This window comes from Kitasatospora sp. NPDC085879, assembly GCF_040686255.1.
GTDB lineage: Bacteria > Actinomycetota > Actinomycetes > Streptomycetales > Streptomycetaceae > Kitasatospora.
Genome location: NZ_JBFBJZ010000020.1, coordinates 101242 through 118184 on the forward strand (window position 1 = coordinate 101242; position 16943 = coordinate 118184).

At 73.1% G+C, this 16943-nt stretch carries 15 protein-coding genes; 11 read left to right on the forward strand and 4 right to left on the reverse strand.

The window, feature by feature from the left end:
- The first annotated feature begins 87 nt into the window (after nucleotides 1-87).
- The 3 genes from AB0P35_RS17610 to AB0P35_RS17620 all read left to right on the forward strand — a co-directional run bounded on the left by AB0P35_RS17610 (nucleotide 88) and on the right by AB0P35_RS17620 (nucleotide 4278).
- On the forward strand, nucleotides 88-960 hold the full coding sequence (locus AB0P35_RS17610) for an FCD domain-containing protein (protein ID WP_363511560.1): 873 nt from the start codon (nucleotides 88-90) through the stop codon (nucleotides 958-960).
- A gap of 561 nt (nucleotides 961-1521) precedes the next feature.
- Nucleotides 1522-3144 (forward strand): RNA polymerase sigma factor, encoded by a 1623-nt coding sequence (locus tag AB0P35_RS17615; protein WP_363511562.1) that lies wholly within the window; start codon nucleotides 1522-1524, stop codon nucleotides 3142-3144.
- Between the two features lie 240 nt (nucleotides 3145-3384).
- A complete protein-coding gene (locus tag AB0P35_RS17620; protein ID WP_363511564.1) occupies nucleotides 3385-4278 on the forward strand; it encodes a serine protease in 894 nt (297 codons plus the stop codon).
- 145 nt (nucleotides 4279-4423) lie between these two features.
- Here the strand turns inward: AB0P35_RS17620 and AB0P35_RS17625 are convergent, their stop codons facing one another.
- On the reverse strand, nucleotides 4424-4654 hold the full coding sequence (locus AB0P35_RS17625; RefSeq protein WP_095872878.1) for a hypothetical protein: 231 nt from the start codon (nucleotides 4652-4654) through the stop codon (nucleotides 4424-4426).
- Nucleotides 4655-5149: 495 nt separating this feature from the next.
- Between AB0P35_RS17625 and AB0P35_RS17630 the strand changes: the two genes are divergently transcribed.
- The 6 genes from AB0P35_RS17630 (at nucleotide 5150) to AB0P35_RS17655 (ending at nucleotide 12078) form a co-directional block, all read left to right on the forward strand.
- On the forward strand, nucleotides 5150-7258 hold the full coding sequence (locus AB0P35_RS17630; protein WP_363511566.1) for a DNA topoisomerase IV subunit B: 2109 nt from the start codon (nucleotides 5150-5152) through the stop codon (nucleotides 7256-7258).
- A gap of 170 nt (nucleotides 7259-7428) precedes the next feature.
- Nucleotides 7429-7911 (forward strand): DUF1453 domain-containing protein, encoded by a 483-nt coding sequence (locus AB0P35_RS17635; RefSeq protein ID WP_363511568.1) that lies wholly within the window; start codon nucleotides 7429-7431, stop codon nucleotides 7909-7911.
- A gap of 29 nt (nucleotides 7912-7940) precedes the next feature.
- Nucleotides 7941-9101, forward strand: a complete 1161-nt coding sequence (locus AB0P35_RS17640; RefSeq protein WP_363511570.1) for a histidine kinase — start codon at nucleotides 7941-7943, stop codon at nucleotides 9099-9101.
- On the forward strand, nucleotides 9098-9811 hold the full coding sequence (locus AB0P35_RS17645) for a response regulator transcription factor (protein ID WP_363511572.1): 714 nt from the start codon (nucleotides 9098-9100) through the stop codon (nucleotides 9809-9811). The genes AB0P35_RS17640 and AB0P35_RS17645 overlap by 4 nt, the downstream gene beginning before the upstream one ends.
- A 156-nt stretch (nucleotides 9812-9967) precedes the next feature.
- Nucleotides 9968-10447, forward strand: coding sequence for a DUF485 domain-containing protein (locus AB0P35_RS17650; protein ID WP_363511574.1), 480 nt, complete (start codon nucleotides 9968-9970; stop codon nucleotides 10445-10447).
- The gene (locus AB0P35_RS17655; RefSeq protein ID WP_363511576.1) at nucleotides 10444-12078 is read left to right on the forward strand and encodes a cation acetate symporter; all 1635 of its coding nucleotides are present in this window, start codon (nucleotides 10444-10446) and stop codon (nucleotides 12076-12078) included. The genes AB0P35_RS17650 and AB0P35_RS17655 overlap by 4 nt, the downstream gene beginning before the upstream one ends.
- Nucleotides 12079-12128: 50 nt before the next feature.
- Here AB0P35_RS17655 and AB0P35_RS17660 read toward each other — a convergent pair whose 3' ends face one another.
- From AB0P35_RS17660 to AB0P35_RS17670, 3 genes are all read right to left on the reverse strand, one after another.
- Nucleotides 12129-12518 carry a hypothetical protein gene (locus AB0P35_RS17660; protein ID WP_144298600.1) on the reverse strand — a complete coding sequence of 130 codons (390 nt, stop codon included), beginning with the start codon at nucleotides 12516-12518 and terminating at the stop codon, nucleotides 12129-12131.
- 231 nt (nucleotides 12519-12749) lie between these two features.
- On the reverse strand, nucleotides 12750-13433 hold the full coding sequence (locus AB0P35_RS17665; RefSeq protein WP_095872870.1) for a response regulator: 684 nt from the start codon (nucleotides 13431-13433) through the stop codon (nucleotides 12750-12752).
- Nucleotides 13430-15016, reverse strand: a complete 1587-nt coding sequence (locus AB0P35_RS17670; protein ID WP_363511579.1) for a sensor histidine kinase — start codon at nucleotides 15014-15016, stop codon at nucleotides 13430-13432. The genes AB0P35_RS17665 and AB0P35_RS17670 overlap by 4 nt, the downstream gene beginning before the upstream one ends.
- Nucleotides 15017-15253: 237 nt before the next feature.
- On the opposite strand from AB0P35_RS17670, the gene AB0P35_RS17675 reads away from it, so the two are divergent.
- Both AB0P35_RS17675 and AB0P35_RS17680 read left to right on the forward strand, forming a co-directional pair.
- Nucleotides 15254-16078, forward strand: a complete 825-nt coding sequence (locus AB0P35_RS17675) for an ABC transporter ATP-binding protein (protein ID WP_095872868.1) — start codon at nucleotides 15254-15256, stop codon at nucleotides 16076-16078.
- Nucleotides 16068-16937 carry an ABC transporter permease gene (locus AB0P35_RS17680; RefSeq protein WP_363511581.1) on the forward strand — a complete coding sequence of 290 codons (870 nt, stop codon included), beginning with the start codon at nucleotides 16068-16070 and terminating at the stop codon, nucleotides 16935-16937. The genes AB0P35_RS17675 and AB0P35_RS17680 overlap by 11 nt, the downstream gene beginning before the upstream one ends.
- Nucleotides 16938-16943 lie beyond the last annotated feature (6 nt).

A 16943-nucleotide genomic window follows, 5' to 3' on the forward strand; every position in this document is an offset into this window, starting at 1 on the left:
AATGATCCAGCCGCAGACGATCACCCTTTCGTGTGCTTTTCACGAGAATCCTCAAGCCGGGTGGGGCGATCGCCGACAAAGGAACGTGTGAGTACCCTTGCGCACCCCGCCATGACCACCGCCCGTTCGGCCGACCCGATCGCCGCCGCCGACCTCGACCGCTTCCCCTACGCCGAACGGCCCGTCCCGCCCGCCCCCCGCTGGGAGGGCGCCGAGTCCGACCTCGCCCGGGCCGGCCGCAAGACCACCAGCAGCCGCGGTCGCGGCCTGCACGGCCAGCTGGTCCAGCAGCTCGGTCAGATGATCGTCGCCGGTGACCTCGGTGCCGACCGCCCGCTCGTCCCGGAGGAGATCGGCCAGCGGTTCGAGGTGTCCCGCACCGTCGTCCGCGAGTCCCTGCGCGTGCTGGAGGCCAAGGGCCTGGTCAGCGCCCGGCCGAACGTCGGCACCCGGGTCCGCCCGGTCAGCGACTGGAACCTCCTCGACCCGGACATCATCGAGTGGCGCGCCTTCGGCCCCCAGCGCGACGAGCAGCGCCGCGAGCTGTTCGAGCTGCGCTGGGCGATCGAGCCGCTGGCCGCCCGACTCGCCGCCGGCCACGGCCGCGAGGACGTCCAGCACCGGCTGGTCGAGCTGACCGAGATCATGGCGCACGCCGCCACCCAGGGTGACGGGCTCGGCTACGCCAGGGCCGACGCCGAGCTGCACGGCCTGCTGCTGCAGATGGCCGGTAACCGCATGCTGGAGCACCTGTCCGGCATCGTCTCCTGTGCCCTGCAGGTCTCCGGCGGTCCCGGCTCGACCTGCGAGCGTCCTTCGGACGCAGCGATCAGCCTGCACGTCCGCCTGGTCGACGCCCTCGGCACCGGTGACGGCACCGCCGCCGAGACGGCGATCCGGGCGCTGCTCACCGTCCATCCCGACATCGAGCACGCCGTCCCGGCCCCGCGCGAGCACTGAGCGCGAGCCGCTGAGCGCGAGTGGGGGTACCGTGCGCGAGGTCCGTGCGCGAGTCCGTGCGCGCGGCCGAGCGACGAGCCCGGCCTCGCGCAGCCGCCCCGGACAGCCTCCGGACGGCCTACGGACGGCCTACGGACGGTTTCCGAAAAGCCTTCGGACGGCCTTCGCACAACGCCCGCAGGACCCCTCCGGCCCCGCCGCCGCACGGCCCCTCCTACCGCCGCCGACCCGTCCCCCCGGGCGTCCGGAGGGCCGTGCCGCCCGGCGGGCGAGGGGGCCGGCGGAGGTTCCGCCGGCGGTGTGACCCGCGCCACGAACGGGATGCGTAACACTTGAGGGGTGGCAGCGATGTGTACGGAGCGGAAGCAGCTCCGGAATACCACCACCATGTCAGAATGCTGTGTTGGTCTGCGGCGCTGCTGCCGTCCCGCAAACCCAGTCCTCGTCCTCAAGTCCGAGCCGGTCGGAGCCGACCTCGCACGTGATCGTGCGTGATCGTCTTCCGTCCTCTCGTACGGTCGGGTACGGGTTCGAGTCCACTCATCGTCCGAGAGGTTGTTCGTGTCGGCCAGCACATCCCGTTCGCTCCCCCCCGAGATCGCCGAGTCCGCAGCTCTGCTCGCGCTCATCGAGCGGGGCAAGGCCCAGGGGCAGATTGCCGGTGACGACGTGCGTCAGGCCTTCGAGGCGGACCAGATCCCGGTCACCAAGTGGAAGAACGTCATGCGCAGCCTCAACCAGGTGCTGATTGAGGAAGGAGTGGACCTCATGGTCAGTGCGGCCGAACCGGCCGGCTCCAAGCGCAAGAGCGTTGCGGCCAAGAGCACCACCAAGCGCACCGCGACCAAGACGGTCACCACTCGGACCCCGGCCGCCCCGGCCAAGCCGCCGGTGCGCATCGCACCCGCAGCCACGCCGGCGACCCCCGTGGCCGCTGCGGCCGTGGTGGCGTCGGTGTCCGAGGCCTCGGTGGTCGAGACCGTCTCCGTCGAGGCCAAGCCGGCCGCGAAGAAGGCCGCCGCCCCGGCGAAGAAGGCCGCGGCCAAGAAGACCGCCGCCCCCGCCAAGAAGACCGCCGCCAAGAAGACCGCCGCAGGCAAGGGGGGCAAGGGCGACGAGGAACTGCTCGGCGAGGAGGAACTGCTCGAGGACGCGGCGGCCCCGGCCGACAAGGCCACCGAGTCCGGCGACGCCCCGGAGGAGGAGTCGGAGGGCTTCGTCCTCTCCGACGACGACGAGGACGACGCGCCCGCCCAGCAGGTCGCCGTCGCCGGTGCCACCGCCGACCCGGTCAAGGACTACCTCAAGCAGATCGGCAAGGTCCCGCTGCTCAACGCCGAGCAGGAGGTCGAGCTCGCCAAGCGCATCGAGGCCGGCCTGTTCGCCGAGGACAAGCTGAGCCAGGCCGACAAGCTGGCGCCGAAGCTCAAGCGCGAGCTGGAGATCATCGCCGAGGACGGCCGCCGCGCCAAGAACCACCTGCTGGAGGCCAACCTCCGCCTCGTGGTCTCGCTGGCCAAGCGCTACACCGGCCGCGGCATGCTCTTCCTGGACCTGATCCAGGAGGGCAACCTCGGTCTGATCCGCGCGGTCGAGAAGTTCGACTACACCAAGGGCTACAAGTTCTCGACCTACGCCACCTGGTGGATCCGGCAGGCGATCACCCGCGCCATGGCCGACCAGGCCCGCACCATTCGCATCCCGGTGCACATGGTCGAGGTCATCAACAAGCTGGCCCGCGTCCAGCGCCAGATGCTCCAGGACCTGGGCCGCGAGCCCACCCCGGAGGAGCTGGCCAAGGAACTCGACATGACCCCCGAGAAGGTCATCGAGGTCCAGAAGTACGGTCGCGAGCCGATCTCGCTGCACACCCCGCTCGGCGAGGACGGCGACAGCGAGTTCGGTGACCTGATCGAGGACTCCGAGGCGGTCGTCCCGGCCGACGCGGTCTCCTTCACCCTGCTCCAGGAGCAGCTGCACTCCGTGCTGGACACCCTGTCCGAGCGCGAGGCGGGCGTCGTCTCCATGCGCTTCGGCCTGACGGACGGTCAGCCGAAGACGCTGGACGAGATCGGCAAGGTCTACGGGGTCACCCGTGAGCGCATCCGCCAGATCGAGTCCAAGACCATGTCGAAGCTGCGCCACCCGTCGCGTTCGCAGGTCCTGCGCGACTACCTGGACTGATCCAGTTGCCCGAAGGGGCCCGGAGCACTGCGCTCCGGGCCCCTTTCGCATTCCCGGACGCGGCACCCGCCGCTCCCGGACACCCGCTGCTCCCGGACGCCCGGCGTTCCCGGGCGGCCGTCAGCCGCCCGGCCGCCGGCATCGCTCGTACGGGTGGCTGCGCGCCGGCTGACGCCACGTAAGGTGACCGCTCGACTACGCTGTGCCGGTTGTCTGTCGTCGAGCCAGCTTGGAGACCCGGTGCCCTCCCTGGACGCCCACGCCCTTCGGCCCCGCCGCCTTGACCTCCGCAGCAACCCGAGCCGGACGGCCGCAGCCCGCCGCGCGGTGGCCGCGGCGCTGCTGGCCTCCCTCCCCGCCTCGCTGGCGGTGCTCGGCGCGGCCGGCCCCGCCGAGGCGCAGCGCAGAATCGTCGGCGGCTCGGCCTCGTCCACCACCGACCACCCGTGGATGGTCGCCATCGCCAGCAGGCAGCAGTTCGGCGGCTCCCGGTCCGGGCAGTTCTGCGGCGGCGTGCTCGTCACGGCCACCAAGGTGGTCACTGCCGCGCACTGCTTCTACGACGAGCGGACGGGCCGCCGCGCCGACCGGCCGGGGCTGCAGGCCGTGATCGGCCGTGACGACCTGCGCACCCGGGACGGCCGGGAGGTCACGGTGCGCAGCGTGTGGATCGACCCCGGGTACGACTTCGTCCACAATCTGCGGGACGTGGCGGTGCTCACCCTCGCCGAGCCGCAGTCGGGCCGGCCGGTGATCGGCATGGTCGGCCAGGGCGAGACCGAGCCGTACGCGGTGGGCACCGCGGCCCGGGTCTACGGCTGGGGCGACACCCGGGGGAACGGCAGCTACTCGCCCACGCTGCGCTCGGTCGAGGTGCCGGTGGTCGCGGACGAGGTGTGCTCGCGCGCCTACCCGGAGAGCGGGGACAGCCCGTACGACCCGCGGGTCATGGTGTGCGCGGGGGCGGAGCAGGGCGGCCGGGACGCCTGCCAGGGCGACAGCGGCGGGCCGCTGGTGGTGGCCGGCCGGCTGGCGGGGCTGGTGTCCTGGGGCACGGGCTGCGCGGAGGCGACCCACCCGGGGGTCTACACCCGGCTCGCCGCGGTGGCGGACGATGTACGCTCCGCGCTCTGACGGTCACCGTCCGACGCGGTGTCAGCCCGTGGGTGCCCGCTCACGGATGGCGACGGCGGGTACCGAAAGGGGCCGGGCGGCAGGTCGTTCGACCTGCCGCCCGGCCCCGCGCCTCGGGTGGACCCGGATCGCCGTCGGAGCGCGCTCAGCGCTCGTCTTCGGTGGCCGTCGCGGGCGTCGTGCCCAGACGGCCCGTCTCGTCCTGTATCTCCACAGAGATCTTCTTGAGCTCTGGCTCGAACTTCCGGCCGTGGTGGGCACAGAAGAGCAGCTCTCCGCCGCTGGCGAGGACAACGCGCAGGTAGGCCTGGGCGCCGCAACGGTCGCAGCGGTCAGCCGCGGTGAGCGGGCTCGCAGGGGTCAGAACAGTAGTCACGTCGCCTCTTCTCTAGCTCGACGAGCTGTCGTACCAGGATGAACATCCAACCAGGTCGATTTCGTTCCCGCTCGTGGCTTTTCTTCTCTGAGGATTCTGCTGTGTTGATGAGGACGTGCCCCGGGGCCCGGCGGTTCATGCGTGCCGATTCCCGCGGCGTACAGCGTTTCTCGAACGCCCGATCGAGGCGATGTCCGAGGTCCGCGTAGCATAATCCTCTGCTGGGTTGGAGCATAAGCCCCGTCCCGAGCACCGGTAGCCTGCATCGCAGCAGCTCCGCAGCCTGCCCCCGGTGCCACGCTCCGCCAGGAACCGTGGTGGCAGGAGGAGATGGCGCTCCCGGCCACCGGTGTCCGGCCAAGGTCGTGTTCGCGCAGCGCGTACAGGCTGCGACGGGCGCCACACCCCGCCGTCTCGCCCTGTGAGAGCGGGTCGGGGGCAAGAGGCCGTCCGCGCAGACGAGTCAGAGAACTTCATTGAGGAGTGCAACGCCGCATGAGTGCCGAATCAGTGCCGTCCGCCCTGCTGGCGAAAGACGACGGTTCCAACTACACCGCTCGGCACCTGCTCGTCCTCGAGGGCCTGGAGGCCGTCCGCAAGCGGCCGGGCATGTACATCGGGTCCACCGACAGCCGCGGCCTGATGCACTGCCTGTGGGAGATCATCGACAACTCGGTCGACGAGGCCCTCGGCGGCTTCTGCGACCGGATCGAGGTCCTGCTGCACGAGGACGGCTCGGTCGAGGTCCGCGACAACGGCCGTGGCATCCCGGTCGACGTCGAGCCGAAGACCGGCCTGTCCGGTGTCGAGGTCGTGATGACCAAGCTGCACGCCGGCGGCAAGTTCGGCGGCGGCTCCTACGCGGCCTCCGGCGGTCTGCACGGCGTCGGCGCCTCGGTGGTCAACGCCCTCTCCGCCCGCCTGGACGTGGAGGTCGACCGCAGCGGCCACACCCACGCGATCAGCTTCCGCCGCGGCACGCCCGGCCACTTCACCGAGCTCTCCCCGGACGCCCCGTTCGAGGCGGCCAGCGGCCTGACGAAGAAGGGCAAGGCCCCGCGCGGCCGCACCGGCACCCGCATCCGCTACTGGGCCGACCGGCAGATCTTCCTCAAGGACGCCCGGCTCTCCCTGGAGAGCCTGCACGCCCGCGCCCGGCAGACCGCGTTCCTCGTCCCCGGCCTCACCATCATCGTCCGTGACGAGCGCCTGGCGGAGAGTGAGGAGGTCGACGAGACGACCTTCCGCTTCGACGGCGGCATCGCCGAGTTCTGCGAGTTCCTCGCCCCCGACAAGCCGATCTGCGACGTGCTGCGGCTGCACGGTGAGGGCAACTTCAAGGAGACCGTGCCCGTCCTCGACGAGCTCGGCCACATGACCCCGACCGAGGTCACCCGCCACCTCGGCGTGGACATCGCGCTGCGCTGGGGCGCCGGCTACGACAGCACCATGCGCTCCTTCGTCAACATCATCGCCACCCCCAAGGGCGGCACCCACGTCACCGGCTTCGAGCGCTCCCTCGCCAAGACCGTCAACGAGGTGCTGCGCGGTGCCAAGCTGCTGCGCGTCGCCGAGGACGACGTCACCAAGGACGACGCCCTGGAGGGCCTCACCGCGGTGGTCACCGTCCGGCTGGCCGAGCCGCAGTTCGAGGGTCAGACCAAGGAGGTGCTCGGCACCTCGGCGGCCAACCGGATCGTCGCCGCCGTGGTCGCCAAGGAGCTGAAGGCCTTCCTCACCTCCGCGAAGAAGGACGAGAAGGTCCAGGCCCGGGCCGTCCTGGAGAAGGTCGTCGCGGCCGCCCGCACCCGGGTCGCCGCCCGCCAGCACAAGGAGGCGCAGCGCCGGAAGACCGCGCTGGAGACCTCCTCGCTGCCGGCCAAGCTCGCCGACTGCCGCAGCGACGACGTGGAGCGCAGCGAGCTGTTCATCGTCGAGGGCGACTCGGCGCTGGGCACCGCCAAGCTGGCCCGCAACTCGGAGTTCCAGGCGCTGCTGCCGATCCGCGGCAAGATCCTGAACGTGCAGAAGGCCTCGGTGGCCGACATGCTCAAGAACGCCGAGTGCGCCTCGATCATCCAGGTGATAGGGGCCGGTTCGGGCCGCACCTTCGACATCGACCAGGCCCGCTACGGCCGGGTCATCTTCATGGCCGACGCCGATGTCGACGGCTCGCACATCCGCTGCCTGCTGCTGACGCTCTTTCAGCGGTACATGCGGCCGATGGTCGAGCAGGGCCGGGTGTTCGCCGCGGTGCCGCCGCTGCACCGGACCGAGCTCACCAACCCCAAGCGCGGCCAGGACAAGTACCACTACACCTACTCGGACGCCGAACTGCGCCGCACCCTGCTGGAGTTCCAGTCCAAGGGGCTGCGCTGGAAGGACCCCGTGCAGCGGTACAAGGGCCTCGGTGAGATGGACGCGGACCAGCTGGCGGAGACCACGATGGACCCGCGCCACCGCATCCTGCGCCGGATCAACCTCGGCGACCTGGAGGCGGCGGAGAAGACCTTCGACCTGCTGATGGGCAACGACGTGGCGCCGCGCAAGGAGTTCATCGTGGACTCCGCGGCGACGCTGGACCGCTCGCGCATCGACGCCTGACGGGCCGCCCGGCCACCGCGCGCCGGGGGTCCTCCACCGGGGTTCTCCACCCGCGGGTGGAGGACCCCCGGCGCGTCCGCGTCCCGGATCTCGACCCCGGCTCCGAGGTGCGCGGCCGGCCGGCTCCGTAGCGTCGGAGAGGTCAGCCAGCCTCTTTCCGGGAGCCCGCCATGCCGTCCCCGTCCGCCCTCGCCAACGTCCTGATCGCCGTCGCGGTGGTCGTGCTGGTCGTCGGCCGCCAGATGAAGGCCCGCCGGGTCGACACCGACCGGCGCTTCTGGCCGGTGCCGCTGGTCCTGGCGGTGGTCGCGCTGCGCGACCCGGCGCTGGTCGACCGCGACCACGAGGGCGCCGCGGTGGCGGTCCTGGCCGGCTCGGTGGGCACCGTGCTCGCCATGGGCTGCGTCTGGGGGTGGACCGTCCGGCTGTGGGGGGAGGCCGACGGCACGGTCTGGGCGAAGGGCACCAGGGCCACCCTGGCCGCCTGGGCGGGCATGATCGTGCTGAGGATCGGCTGGTATCTGCTCGGTGGAGCCCTGCACGTGCACCAGGGCAGCGCGGTGCTGCTGCTGTCGCTGGCCGGGTTGCTGCTGGTCCGCGGCGCGGTGCTGAAGCTGCGGGTGGCGCAGCGGTTCGACCGGGTCGCCCTCTGATCCGCACGGAAGGAAACGGGGAGTCACAGGTGCCGCTGGAGTTCTGGACCCGATGGCCGGCCGGCGGCTTCCCGTACCGGGAGCCGTCGACCCGGCCCCGGCAGGTGATCAACACCGGCGGCCGGCTGGTCCTGCTGGCCGTGGTGGCCTGGGGCACCTTCTCCTCGGGCCGGTTCACCGGCTGGGCGGCCGTCGTGGCGGCCGGCTGGATGGCGCAGGCGGCCGCGCTGCTCGCCGGGTTCTACGTCGCGGCCAGGGCGCGGCGCCTGTGGCCGGCGCTGGCCTGCGCGGCCGGCCTGCTGCTGGTCGCGGCGCTGGCGAACGACGGCGGCGCGGGCACCCTGGCCGGGGTGCTGTGGGCCGGCCTCGGGATCGTCGCGCTGGTCCGGCTGCCGCTCGCCGCCGGGGTGGCGGTGGCCGGCGCGGCGCTCGCCTCGTACGCGCTGATGAACGGTGAGCCGCTGGTCGCCGGGCTGACCACGGCTGCCGGGCTGGGCCTGCTCGGCTATCTGCTGCGGCTGGACGCCGAGGCGCGCGGCACCCAGCGCAGGCTGCTGGAGCAGGAGCGGGCGGCGCGGGCGGCCGAGGCGGAGAGCGCGGCGCTCGGCGAGCGGGCCAGGATCGCCCGGGAGATCCACGACGTGCTGGCGCACAGCCTCTCCGCGCAGCTCGTCCACCTGGAGGCGGCCCGGCTGATGCTGGACGGCGGCGCGGAGCGCGCGCAGGTCCGCGAGCGGGTGGTCGCGGCCCGCCGGATGGCGCAGGAGGGCCTGGCGGAGACCCGGCAGGCGCTGTCCGCACTGCGCGGCGAACTCACCCCGGTCGGCGACTTCCTGGCGGAGCTGACGGACCGTGAGCGGGCCGCGCTGGCCGTCGAGGGCGTGCCGCGGCCGCTGCCCGCCGAGGCCGCTCTCGCGGTGCGCCGGGTCGCGCAGGAGGCCGTGACCAACGCGCGCAAGCACGCCCCGGGCAGCCGGGTCACGGTGCGCCTCGCCTATCTGCCGGCCGCCGTCGAGCTGGAGGTGCGCAACACCGGCCCGGCGCGCGGCGCGACCCCGGAGGGCCTCGCCGACAGCGGTTCCGGGTACGGTCTGCTGGGGATGCGGGAGCGCGCCGAACTGCTCGGCGGGGAGCTCACGGCCGGTCCCGAGGACGGAGGGTGGCGGGTGCTGCTGAGGGTGCCGGCGTGAGCGCGGGGCCGGTGACCAGGGTGGTCGTCGCGGACGACCAGACCGTGGTGCGCGAGGGCATTGTGATGCTGCTGGGCCTGCTGCCGGGGATCGAGGTGGTGGGCGCGGCCGCCGACGGCGAGGAGGCGGTGCGCCTGGTCGCCGAGCACGCCCCGGACGTGGTGCTGATGGACCTTCGGATGCCGCGGTGCGACGGCGTCGAGGCGACCCGGCGGATCCGGTCCGAGCACCCCGGCACGGAGGTGGTGGTGCTCACCACCTATGCCGACGACGACTCGCTCTTCCCGGCGCTGTGGGCCGGGGCGCGCGGCTACCTGACCAAGGACGCGGGGGCGGAGGAGATCGCCCGGGCGATCGCGGACGTGCGTTCCGGCGCGGCCGGCCTCTCCCCGCAGGTGCAGCGGCGGCTGCTGGAGAGCCTCTCCGGACCGGTCCCGAAACCGCCGCAGCCACCCGCGTCGGCGCAGCCGCCGGTGTCGGCGCAGCCACCGGGGTCGGCGGGGCTGCCGGACGGGCTCACCGCGCGGGAGGCCGAGGTGCTGGCGCTGATCGCCGAGGGGCTGTCCAACGCGGAGATCGCGGCCGAGCTGTTCGTCAGCCCGTCCACGGTGAAGACGCACATCAACAACCTCTTCGCGAAGACCGCGGTGCGGGACCGGGCGCAGGCCGTGGCATACGCCTATCGGCATGGAATTTCCCGGAGTTCGTGATCCGCTGCCCCGCTCATCAGTTTGGGTGAACGTTCCTTCATCGATTGGCGCAGGCGCGGACGGCCGTCCCATTCTGGTCGGGTCAGCGGCCGGAGGATTCGGTTCCGGCGCCGAGCCGGACGCCGCGCGCGCGTGCGTCCCCGTCCAGGAGCGTCCGTGGCGCAGCAGCAGAGCTTCGACTGGTGGGCCGGCCGGTTGCCGGGCCTCCCCTCCGCCCGGCGGCGCCCCGGGGTGCCGACGCAGGCCGCGCCCCTGCCCGGTGCTCCAGGTTCCGGTGGCACAGAGCCCGGCACGGCAGCACCCGGCGCACCCGGTGCATCCGACGCGGCCGAGGTGTACCTGGCGGTGCAGTCCAGCGAGGACTTCGACCGGATCCGCCGCGGCTACCGGGGGTTCGTCCTCCCGGCGACCCTGGCCTTCCTCGGCTGGTACCTGCTGTACCTGGTCGCGCAGGCCGCCGCACCGGCGCTGATGCGCCGTCAGCTGGCCGGCCCGCTGAACGTCGCCTGGCTGCTCGCGCTCGGCCAGTTCGCCTCGACCTTCCTGCTCACCTGGCTGTACGCCCGCAACGCGCGCACCCGCCGCGACCGGGCCGCCCTGGAGCTGCGCTGGGACACCCAGGACCGGCTCCGGTGACCGGCCGCACCGCCCTCGCCGAGGCCGGCCGGTCGTCCGGCCACCACGGGCTCGCCGTCGTGCTCTTCGCCGTCGTCGTGCTGGTCACCCTGGGGATCACGCTCTGGGCCGGGCGCCGCGGCCGGGCCGCCGAGGACTTCTACGCCGGCGGCCGCGGCTTCAGTCCGCTGCAGAACGGCCTCGCCCTCTCCGGCGACTACCTCTCCGCGGCCTCGTTCCTCGGTGTCACCGGCCTGATCGCGCTGTACGGCTACGACGGCGTGCTCTACAGCATCGGCTTCCTGGTCGCCTGGCTGCTGGTGCTGATGCTGGTCGCCGAGCTGGTCCGCAACGCGGGCCGCTACACCCTGGCCGACGTCCTGGCGCTGCGGATGCGGGCCCGGCCGGTCCGGGCCGCCGCGGGCACCGCGGGCCTGGTGGTCTCGCTGCTCTACCTGATCGCGCAGATGGTCGGTGCGGGCAGCCTGGTCGCCCTGCTGCTCGGCACCGGCGACGGCCCGGCGAAGAGCTGGACGATCGTCGGCGTCGGCGCCCTGATGATCGTCTACGTGACGGTCGGCGGCATGCGGGCGACCACCTGGATCCAGATCGTCAAGGCCGTGCTGCTGGTGGCCGGTTCGCTGCTGCTGACCGTCCTGGTGCTGGTCCGCTTCCACGGCGACCTCGGCGCGCTGATGCAGGCCGCCGCCGACCGCAGCGGTGCCGGGCAGGCGTACCTTCAGCCCGGGCTCCGCTACGGGGCCGATCTCACCAGCCGGCTGGACTTCCTCAGCCTCGGCCTCGCCCTGGTGCTCGGCACCGCAGGGCTGCCGCACGTCGTCTGCCGCTTCTACACCGTGCCGACCGCGCGCGCCGCCCGCCGTTCCACGATCTGGGCGATCGGCCTGATCGGCGGTTTCTACCTGACCGCCGTGGTGCTGGGCCTCGGCGCCGCGGCCCTGGTCGGCACGGCGGAGGTGCGGCGCGCCAATCCGGCCGGGAACACCGCCGTGCCGCTGCTCGCGGCGGAGCTCGGCGGCGGCACCGGGACGACCCGCGGGGTGGTGCTCTTCGCGCTGATCTCCGCGATCGCCTTCGCGACCATCCTCGCCGTCGTCGCCGGGCTCACCCTGGCCTCCTCCGCGGCCTTCGCCCACGACCTGTACGCCAGGGCCTGGCGCCGCGAGGCCGCGCCGAAGGTGACGGAGCGTCAGGAGTTGTCCGCCGCCCGGTGGTCCGCGGTGGCGATCGGCGCGCTGGCGATCGTGCTCAGCCTGTTCGCGCAGCGCTTGAACGTGGCCTTCCTGGTCGGCCTGGCCTTCGCCGTGGCCGCCTCCGCGAACCTGCCGACCCTGCTGTACAGCCTGTTCTGGCGCCGCTTCACCACCCGCGGCGCGGTCTGGGCGGTGTACGGCGGGCTGGTGCCCGCGGTGCTGCTGGTGCTGTTCTCGCCGGTGGTGTCCGGCGTGCCCACGGCCGTGCTGCCCGGGGCGGACTTCCACGTGTTCCCGCTGGAGAACCCGGGCCTGGTGTCGATCCCGCTCGGCTTCCTGGCCGGCTGGCTCGGCACGGTGACCTCCCGCGAACCGGCCGACCCCGGCCGGTTCGCGGAGATGGAAGTCCGCTCGCTCACCGGCACCGGGGCGGTCTAGGGCTCCCCCACGGACGCCCCAGGCCGCACCCCGGCGCCGGTGACCCGGCGTCAGACCGTACAGGTGGTGCTGTGCAGGTCGGGCGTGTCGGCCGGGCCGCCGGTGGCGCACACGATGGTGCGGTAGTCGGTGCGGACGGCCGGGGTGGTCAGCGAGAGCGTCCCGGTGCTGGCGACCAGCGTGGAGCTGGCCACCGTCTCCCAGGGGCGGCCCCATGCGCGCTGGATCCGGACCTCGACCCGCAGCAGGGTCGGCCGGGTATGGTCGGCCGTGTCGAGGCGGGCCGCGCCCACCACGCCCTCGGTGCTCGGCTGCTGCCAGACGCACGGCCGGGTGATCGACGGCGGGCAGGCCGGCTGGGGCGCAGCCACCGCGGTGCCCGAGGTCAGGGTACTGATCGTTGCCACAGTCGCGGCCAGACCTGCGATACGTGAAATCATGGCTCTCGTTCTCCTTTGAATCAGAGCCTTGTCGGGTTTCTGTGGAGACTATGTCATGTCCGTGACAGAATCGCCACCGTGAGTGCCCGACAAATGACCGAACGTCAGAAGGCCGCCGCGCCAACGGCATGGGAGACCCTGCGGGCCGCGGCAGGCCACCCCCGCGACAGACCGGCCGCACCGGCCGGCCCCCGGCCGGCGTCCGCGCCGGGCGCCTTCCCGGCGCCCGCGCTACCGCCCGGCCAGCCCGTACCGGTGCTCGGGCCGGCCCGTGTCGCCGTACCGCAGGCTCAGCCGCAGCCGCCCGTCCCGGGCCAGCTGCTTCAGGTACCGCTGCGCGGTCGAGCGCGACAGCCCGGTGGCGTCCGCCACCTCCTGGGCGGACAGCGGCTGCCCGGCGCGCCGCATCGCCCCGAGCACCAGATCGGTGGTCGGGGCCGAGTGGCCCTTCGGCAGGGCGGCCGGGGAGGCGGCGCTCCGCAGCGCCGAGAACATCCGGTCGACCTCGTCCTGGCCGGCCTCCCTGGTGCCCGCCCCGGCCAGGGCGTGCCTCAGCTCGGCGTACCCGGTGAGCTTCTCCCGCAGCCCGGCGAAGGTGAACGGCTTGACCAGGTACTGCAGTGCGCCGTGCTGCATCGCCGCGTGCACCGTGGTCACGTCCCGCGCGGCGGTGACCATCATGACGTCGCAGCCGATGCCGCCCTCGCGCAGCCGCCGGACGAGTGCCAGCCCGGTCTCGTCCGGCAGGTGGTGGTCGAGCAGCACCAGATCGACGGGGGAGCGTTCCAGGCTGGCGAGGGCCTCGGCGGCGCTGTGCGCCCGCCCGGTGACCCGGAAGCCGGGCACCTTGGCGACGTACGCCGCGTGCACCTCGGCGACCCGGAAGTCGTCGTCCACCACCAGTACGTCGATCATGCCGTCTCCGCCGGGTGCAGGGCCTCGGGCAGTTCCACCGTGAACCGGGCGCCGCCGCGCGGGCCGGTGCCGACCGCGAGCCGGCCGCCGGACCGCTCCACCACCCGGCCGACCAGGGCCAGGCCCAGCCCGCGCGGCCGGTGCGCCGGGGCGTCCTTGCTGGTGAAGCCCTCCTCGAAGACCAGCGTCCGCAGCTCCTCGGGGATCCCGGGGCCGCTGTCGCCGACCTCGACCAGCAGGGTCGCGCCGACCGGCCGCAGCCGCACGTCCACCGCGCCCGGACCGGACCCGATCGCGTCCAGCGCGTTGTCGACCAGGTTGCCGACCACGGTGACCAGGGCCCGGGAGTCGACGGCGGCGTCCGGCAGGTGGCTGTCCGCGGTGACCGCCAGGTCGACGCCCCGTTCGGCGGCGACCGCCGCCTTGCCCGCCAGCAGCGCGCCGACGTGCGGGTCCTGCACCTGCTCGGTGATCCGGGCGGTCAGCGCCGAGTGCGAGCCGGACTGCTCGGAGATGAACGCCGCGGCCTGCTCGTGCCGGCCGAGTTCCAGCAGGCCCAGCAGGGTGTGCATCCGGTTGGCGTGTTCGTGGTCCTGCGCCCGCAGCGCCTCGGTGAGGCTCCGGGTGTTGTCCAACTCGCGGACCAGCGACTCGAGTTCGGTGCGGTCCCGGAGGGTGGTGACGGCGCCGCCGTCCGCCGTGGCCATCCGGTTCACCACCAGCACCCGGTCGTCCCGCACCGCGGGCAGGTCGGTGCCGGTGATCCGCCCGGTCAGCACGTCCGCCAGCCGGCCCGGCGGCAGCAGCGCGTCCACCGTGCGGCCGGTGCAGTCCTCCGGTAGGGCCAGCAGCCGCAGCGCCTCGTCGTTGGCCAGCCGGATCCGGCCCGCCCCGTCCACCGCCACCATGCCCTCGCGGATGCCGTGCAGCATCGCCTCCCGCTCCACCAGCAGCGCGGAGATGTCGGCGACGGCGATGTTGTGGGTGCGCCGCTTCAGCCCGCGGGCGAGCAGCAGCGTCGCCGCCAGCCCGGCGGCCAGGCCCGCGCCCGCGCACAGCAGGATGCCGTTCGCCAGCGACAGCAGCCGGCGGCGGATCGAGTCGTCGCTGATCCCGACCGACACCTCGCCGACGATCCGGCCGTCCGCGAGCCGCAGCGGCACCTTGCCGCGGGCGGTGCGGCCCAGCGTGCCGTCCTGGATCGCGGTGACCGACTCGCCGCGCAGCGCCGGCTCCGGGTCGGTGGACACCCGCTGGCCGATCCGCGCCGGATCCGTGTGCGAGAGCCGGATCCCCGCCGAGTCGGTGATCACCACGAAGCTCGCCCCGGTCGCCAGCCGGATCTGCTCGGCATTGCGCTGCGCGGTCGCCGAGTCCCGGGTGGCGGCCGCCCGGGCGAGCGACTCGTCGGCGGCGGTGACCTTCGCGATCGACAGCGCCCGCTGCATCGCGTCCCGGTCCAGCTCCCGGCTGACCGGGGCGAGGAACAGGCCCGCCGTCACCGCGGTGACACCCACGGTCACCACGGTCTGGCTGAGCAGCAGCTGCGCGAAGACCCGGCGCGGCCAGTGCGGACGCCTCATCGCGGGCTCCTTCCGTGCTCAGCGGGGGCGGGGTGGACGGTCACCCTACGTTTCGCCCGTGTTTCGTGCCAGCCCCGCCCAGCCGTTGTAGCGGAAGCAGAACGAGCAGAACACCCCTCAACGCGACAAAGCCGCGATAAGCCCGCAAGCCTCCCGCCGCCCGCCCCGCCGCTCGTACCGTCCCGGAGCACAGCACCGAGCCGGCGACGACGCCGGCCGAGGAGGTAGGTGGTTCACGTGAGCCCGCACAAGGCCGGCGCCGTCCCGGCGATCGAGTTGACCGGGGCGACCAAACGCTTCCGGACGCCGTCCGGCACCCTGCACACCGCCGTCCGGGACCTCGACCTGACCGTCGCCCCCGGCGAGTTCGTCGCCGTCGTCGGCCCCACCGGCTGCGGCAAGTCCACCACCCTGACCCTGGTCAGCGGCCTGGAGGAGCCCACCGAGGGCGAGGTGAAGGTCCACGGCGAGCACGTCGACGGGATCAACCCGCACGTCGGCTTCGTCTTCCAGCAGGACGCCGTCTTCCCGTGGCGCACCGTGCTCTCCAACGTCACCGCCGGCCCGCGCTTCCGCGGCGTGCCCGCCGACGAGGCCCGCGAGAGGGCCCGCGACTGGCTGGCCCGGGTCGGCCTCGGCGCCTTCGAGGACCGCTACCCGCACCAGCTGTCCGGCGGCATGCGCAAGCGCGTCGCCCTCGCCCAGACCTTCGTCAACGACCCGAAGATCCTGCTCATGGACGAGCCGTTCTCCGCGCTCGACGTGCAGACCCGGGCCCTGATGTCCGACCAGCTGCTCGACCTGTGGGCGGGCACCGGCTCCTCCGTCGTCTTCGTCACCCACGACCTCGACGAGGCCATCGCCCTCGCCGACCGGGTCGTCGTCATGACCGCGGGCCCGGCCACCGTCAAGGAGGTCTTCACCGTCGACCTGCCCCGGCCGCGCACCGTCGAGGCCGTCCGCCTGGAGCCCCGCTTCGTCGAGCTGTACCGCGAGATCTGGGCCTCCCTCGGCGAGGAAGTCCGCATCACCCGTGAGAGAGGAGCGGGTCGTGCCGCTTGAGACCGCCCCCGCCGCCGTGCCGCAGGCCGCCCCCGCCGCCTCCCGCAGCGAGGTCCGCGAACGCGCCGCCCGCAACCGCCGCAACACCGTGTACGCCGCCCGGGCCGGCGTCCTCGCCGCCTTCCTCGGCCTGTGGGAGGTCTGCGCCCGCACCGGCGTCATCGACCCGTTCAACTTCTCCCAGCCGTCGAAGATCTGGGCGCAGATCTGGCAGTGGATCACCCACGGCACCGCCCAGGGATCGCTCGGTGAACAGATCGGCTACACGCTGTACGAGGCGCTCAGCGGCTGGGTGATCGGCGTCGTCGCAGGCGTCATGCTCGGCATCGCCCTCGGCCGGATCCGGTTCCTCGCCGACGTGTTCGGGCCCTACATCAAGGTCCTCAACGCCATCCCGCGGATCGTCCTCGCGCCGATCTTCCTCATCTGGTTCGGCCTCGGCCCGGCCTCCAAGGTCGCCTCCGCCGTCGTCCTGGTGTTCTTCCCGGTGTTCTTCAACGCCTTCCAGGGGGCCCGCGAGGTCGACCGCAACCTCGTCGCCAACGCCCGCATCCTCGGCGCGGACAACCGCAAGGTCACCCTGCAGGTCGTCATCCCCGCCGCCACCACCTGGATCTTCACCAGCCTGCACGTCAGCTTCGGCTTCGCCCTCATCGGCGCCATCGTCGGCGAGTACATCGGCGCCACCAAGGGCCTCGGCCTGATGGTCGCCGCCGCCCAGGGCACCTTCAACGCCGCCGGCGTCTACGCCGCGATGACCATCCTCGCCGTCGTCGCCCTGTTCACCGAGGGCCTGCTGACCTTCGCCGAGAAGCGGCTCTTCCGCTGGAAGCCCGCCGACTCCGGCGACGGCCGCTGACCCCCG

Excerpts from the sequence above, each read along its gene's own strand:
- AB0P35_RS17665 (WP_095872870.1), bottom strand. The coding sequence starts at position 13,433 with ATGATCGACGTACTGGTGGTGGACGACGACTTCCGGGTCGCCGAGGTG.
- AB0P35_RS17660 (WP_144298600.1), bottom strand. The coding sequence starts at position 12,518 with ATGATTTCACGTATCGCAGGTCTGGCCGCGACTGTGGCAACGATCAGT.
- AB0P35_RS17670 (WP_363511579.1), bottom strand. The coding sequence starts at position 15,016 with ATGAGGCGTCCGCACTGGCCGCGCCGGGTCTTCGCGCAGCTGCTGCTC.
- AB0P35_RS17635 (WP_363511568.1), top strand. The coding sequence starts at position 7,429 with ATGCCGTCCCCGTCCGCCCTCGCCAACGTCCTGATCGCCGTCGCGGTG.
- AB0P35_RS17630 (WP_363511566.1), top strand. The coding sequence starts at position 5,150 with ATGAGTGCCGAATCAGTGCCGTCCGCCCTGCTGGCGAAAGACGACGGT.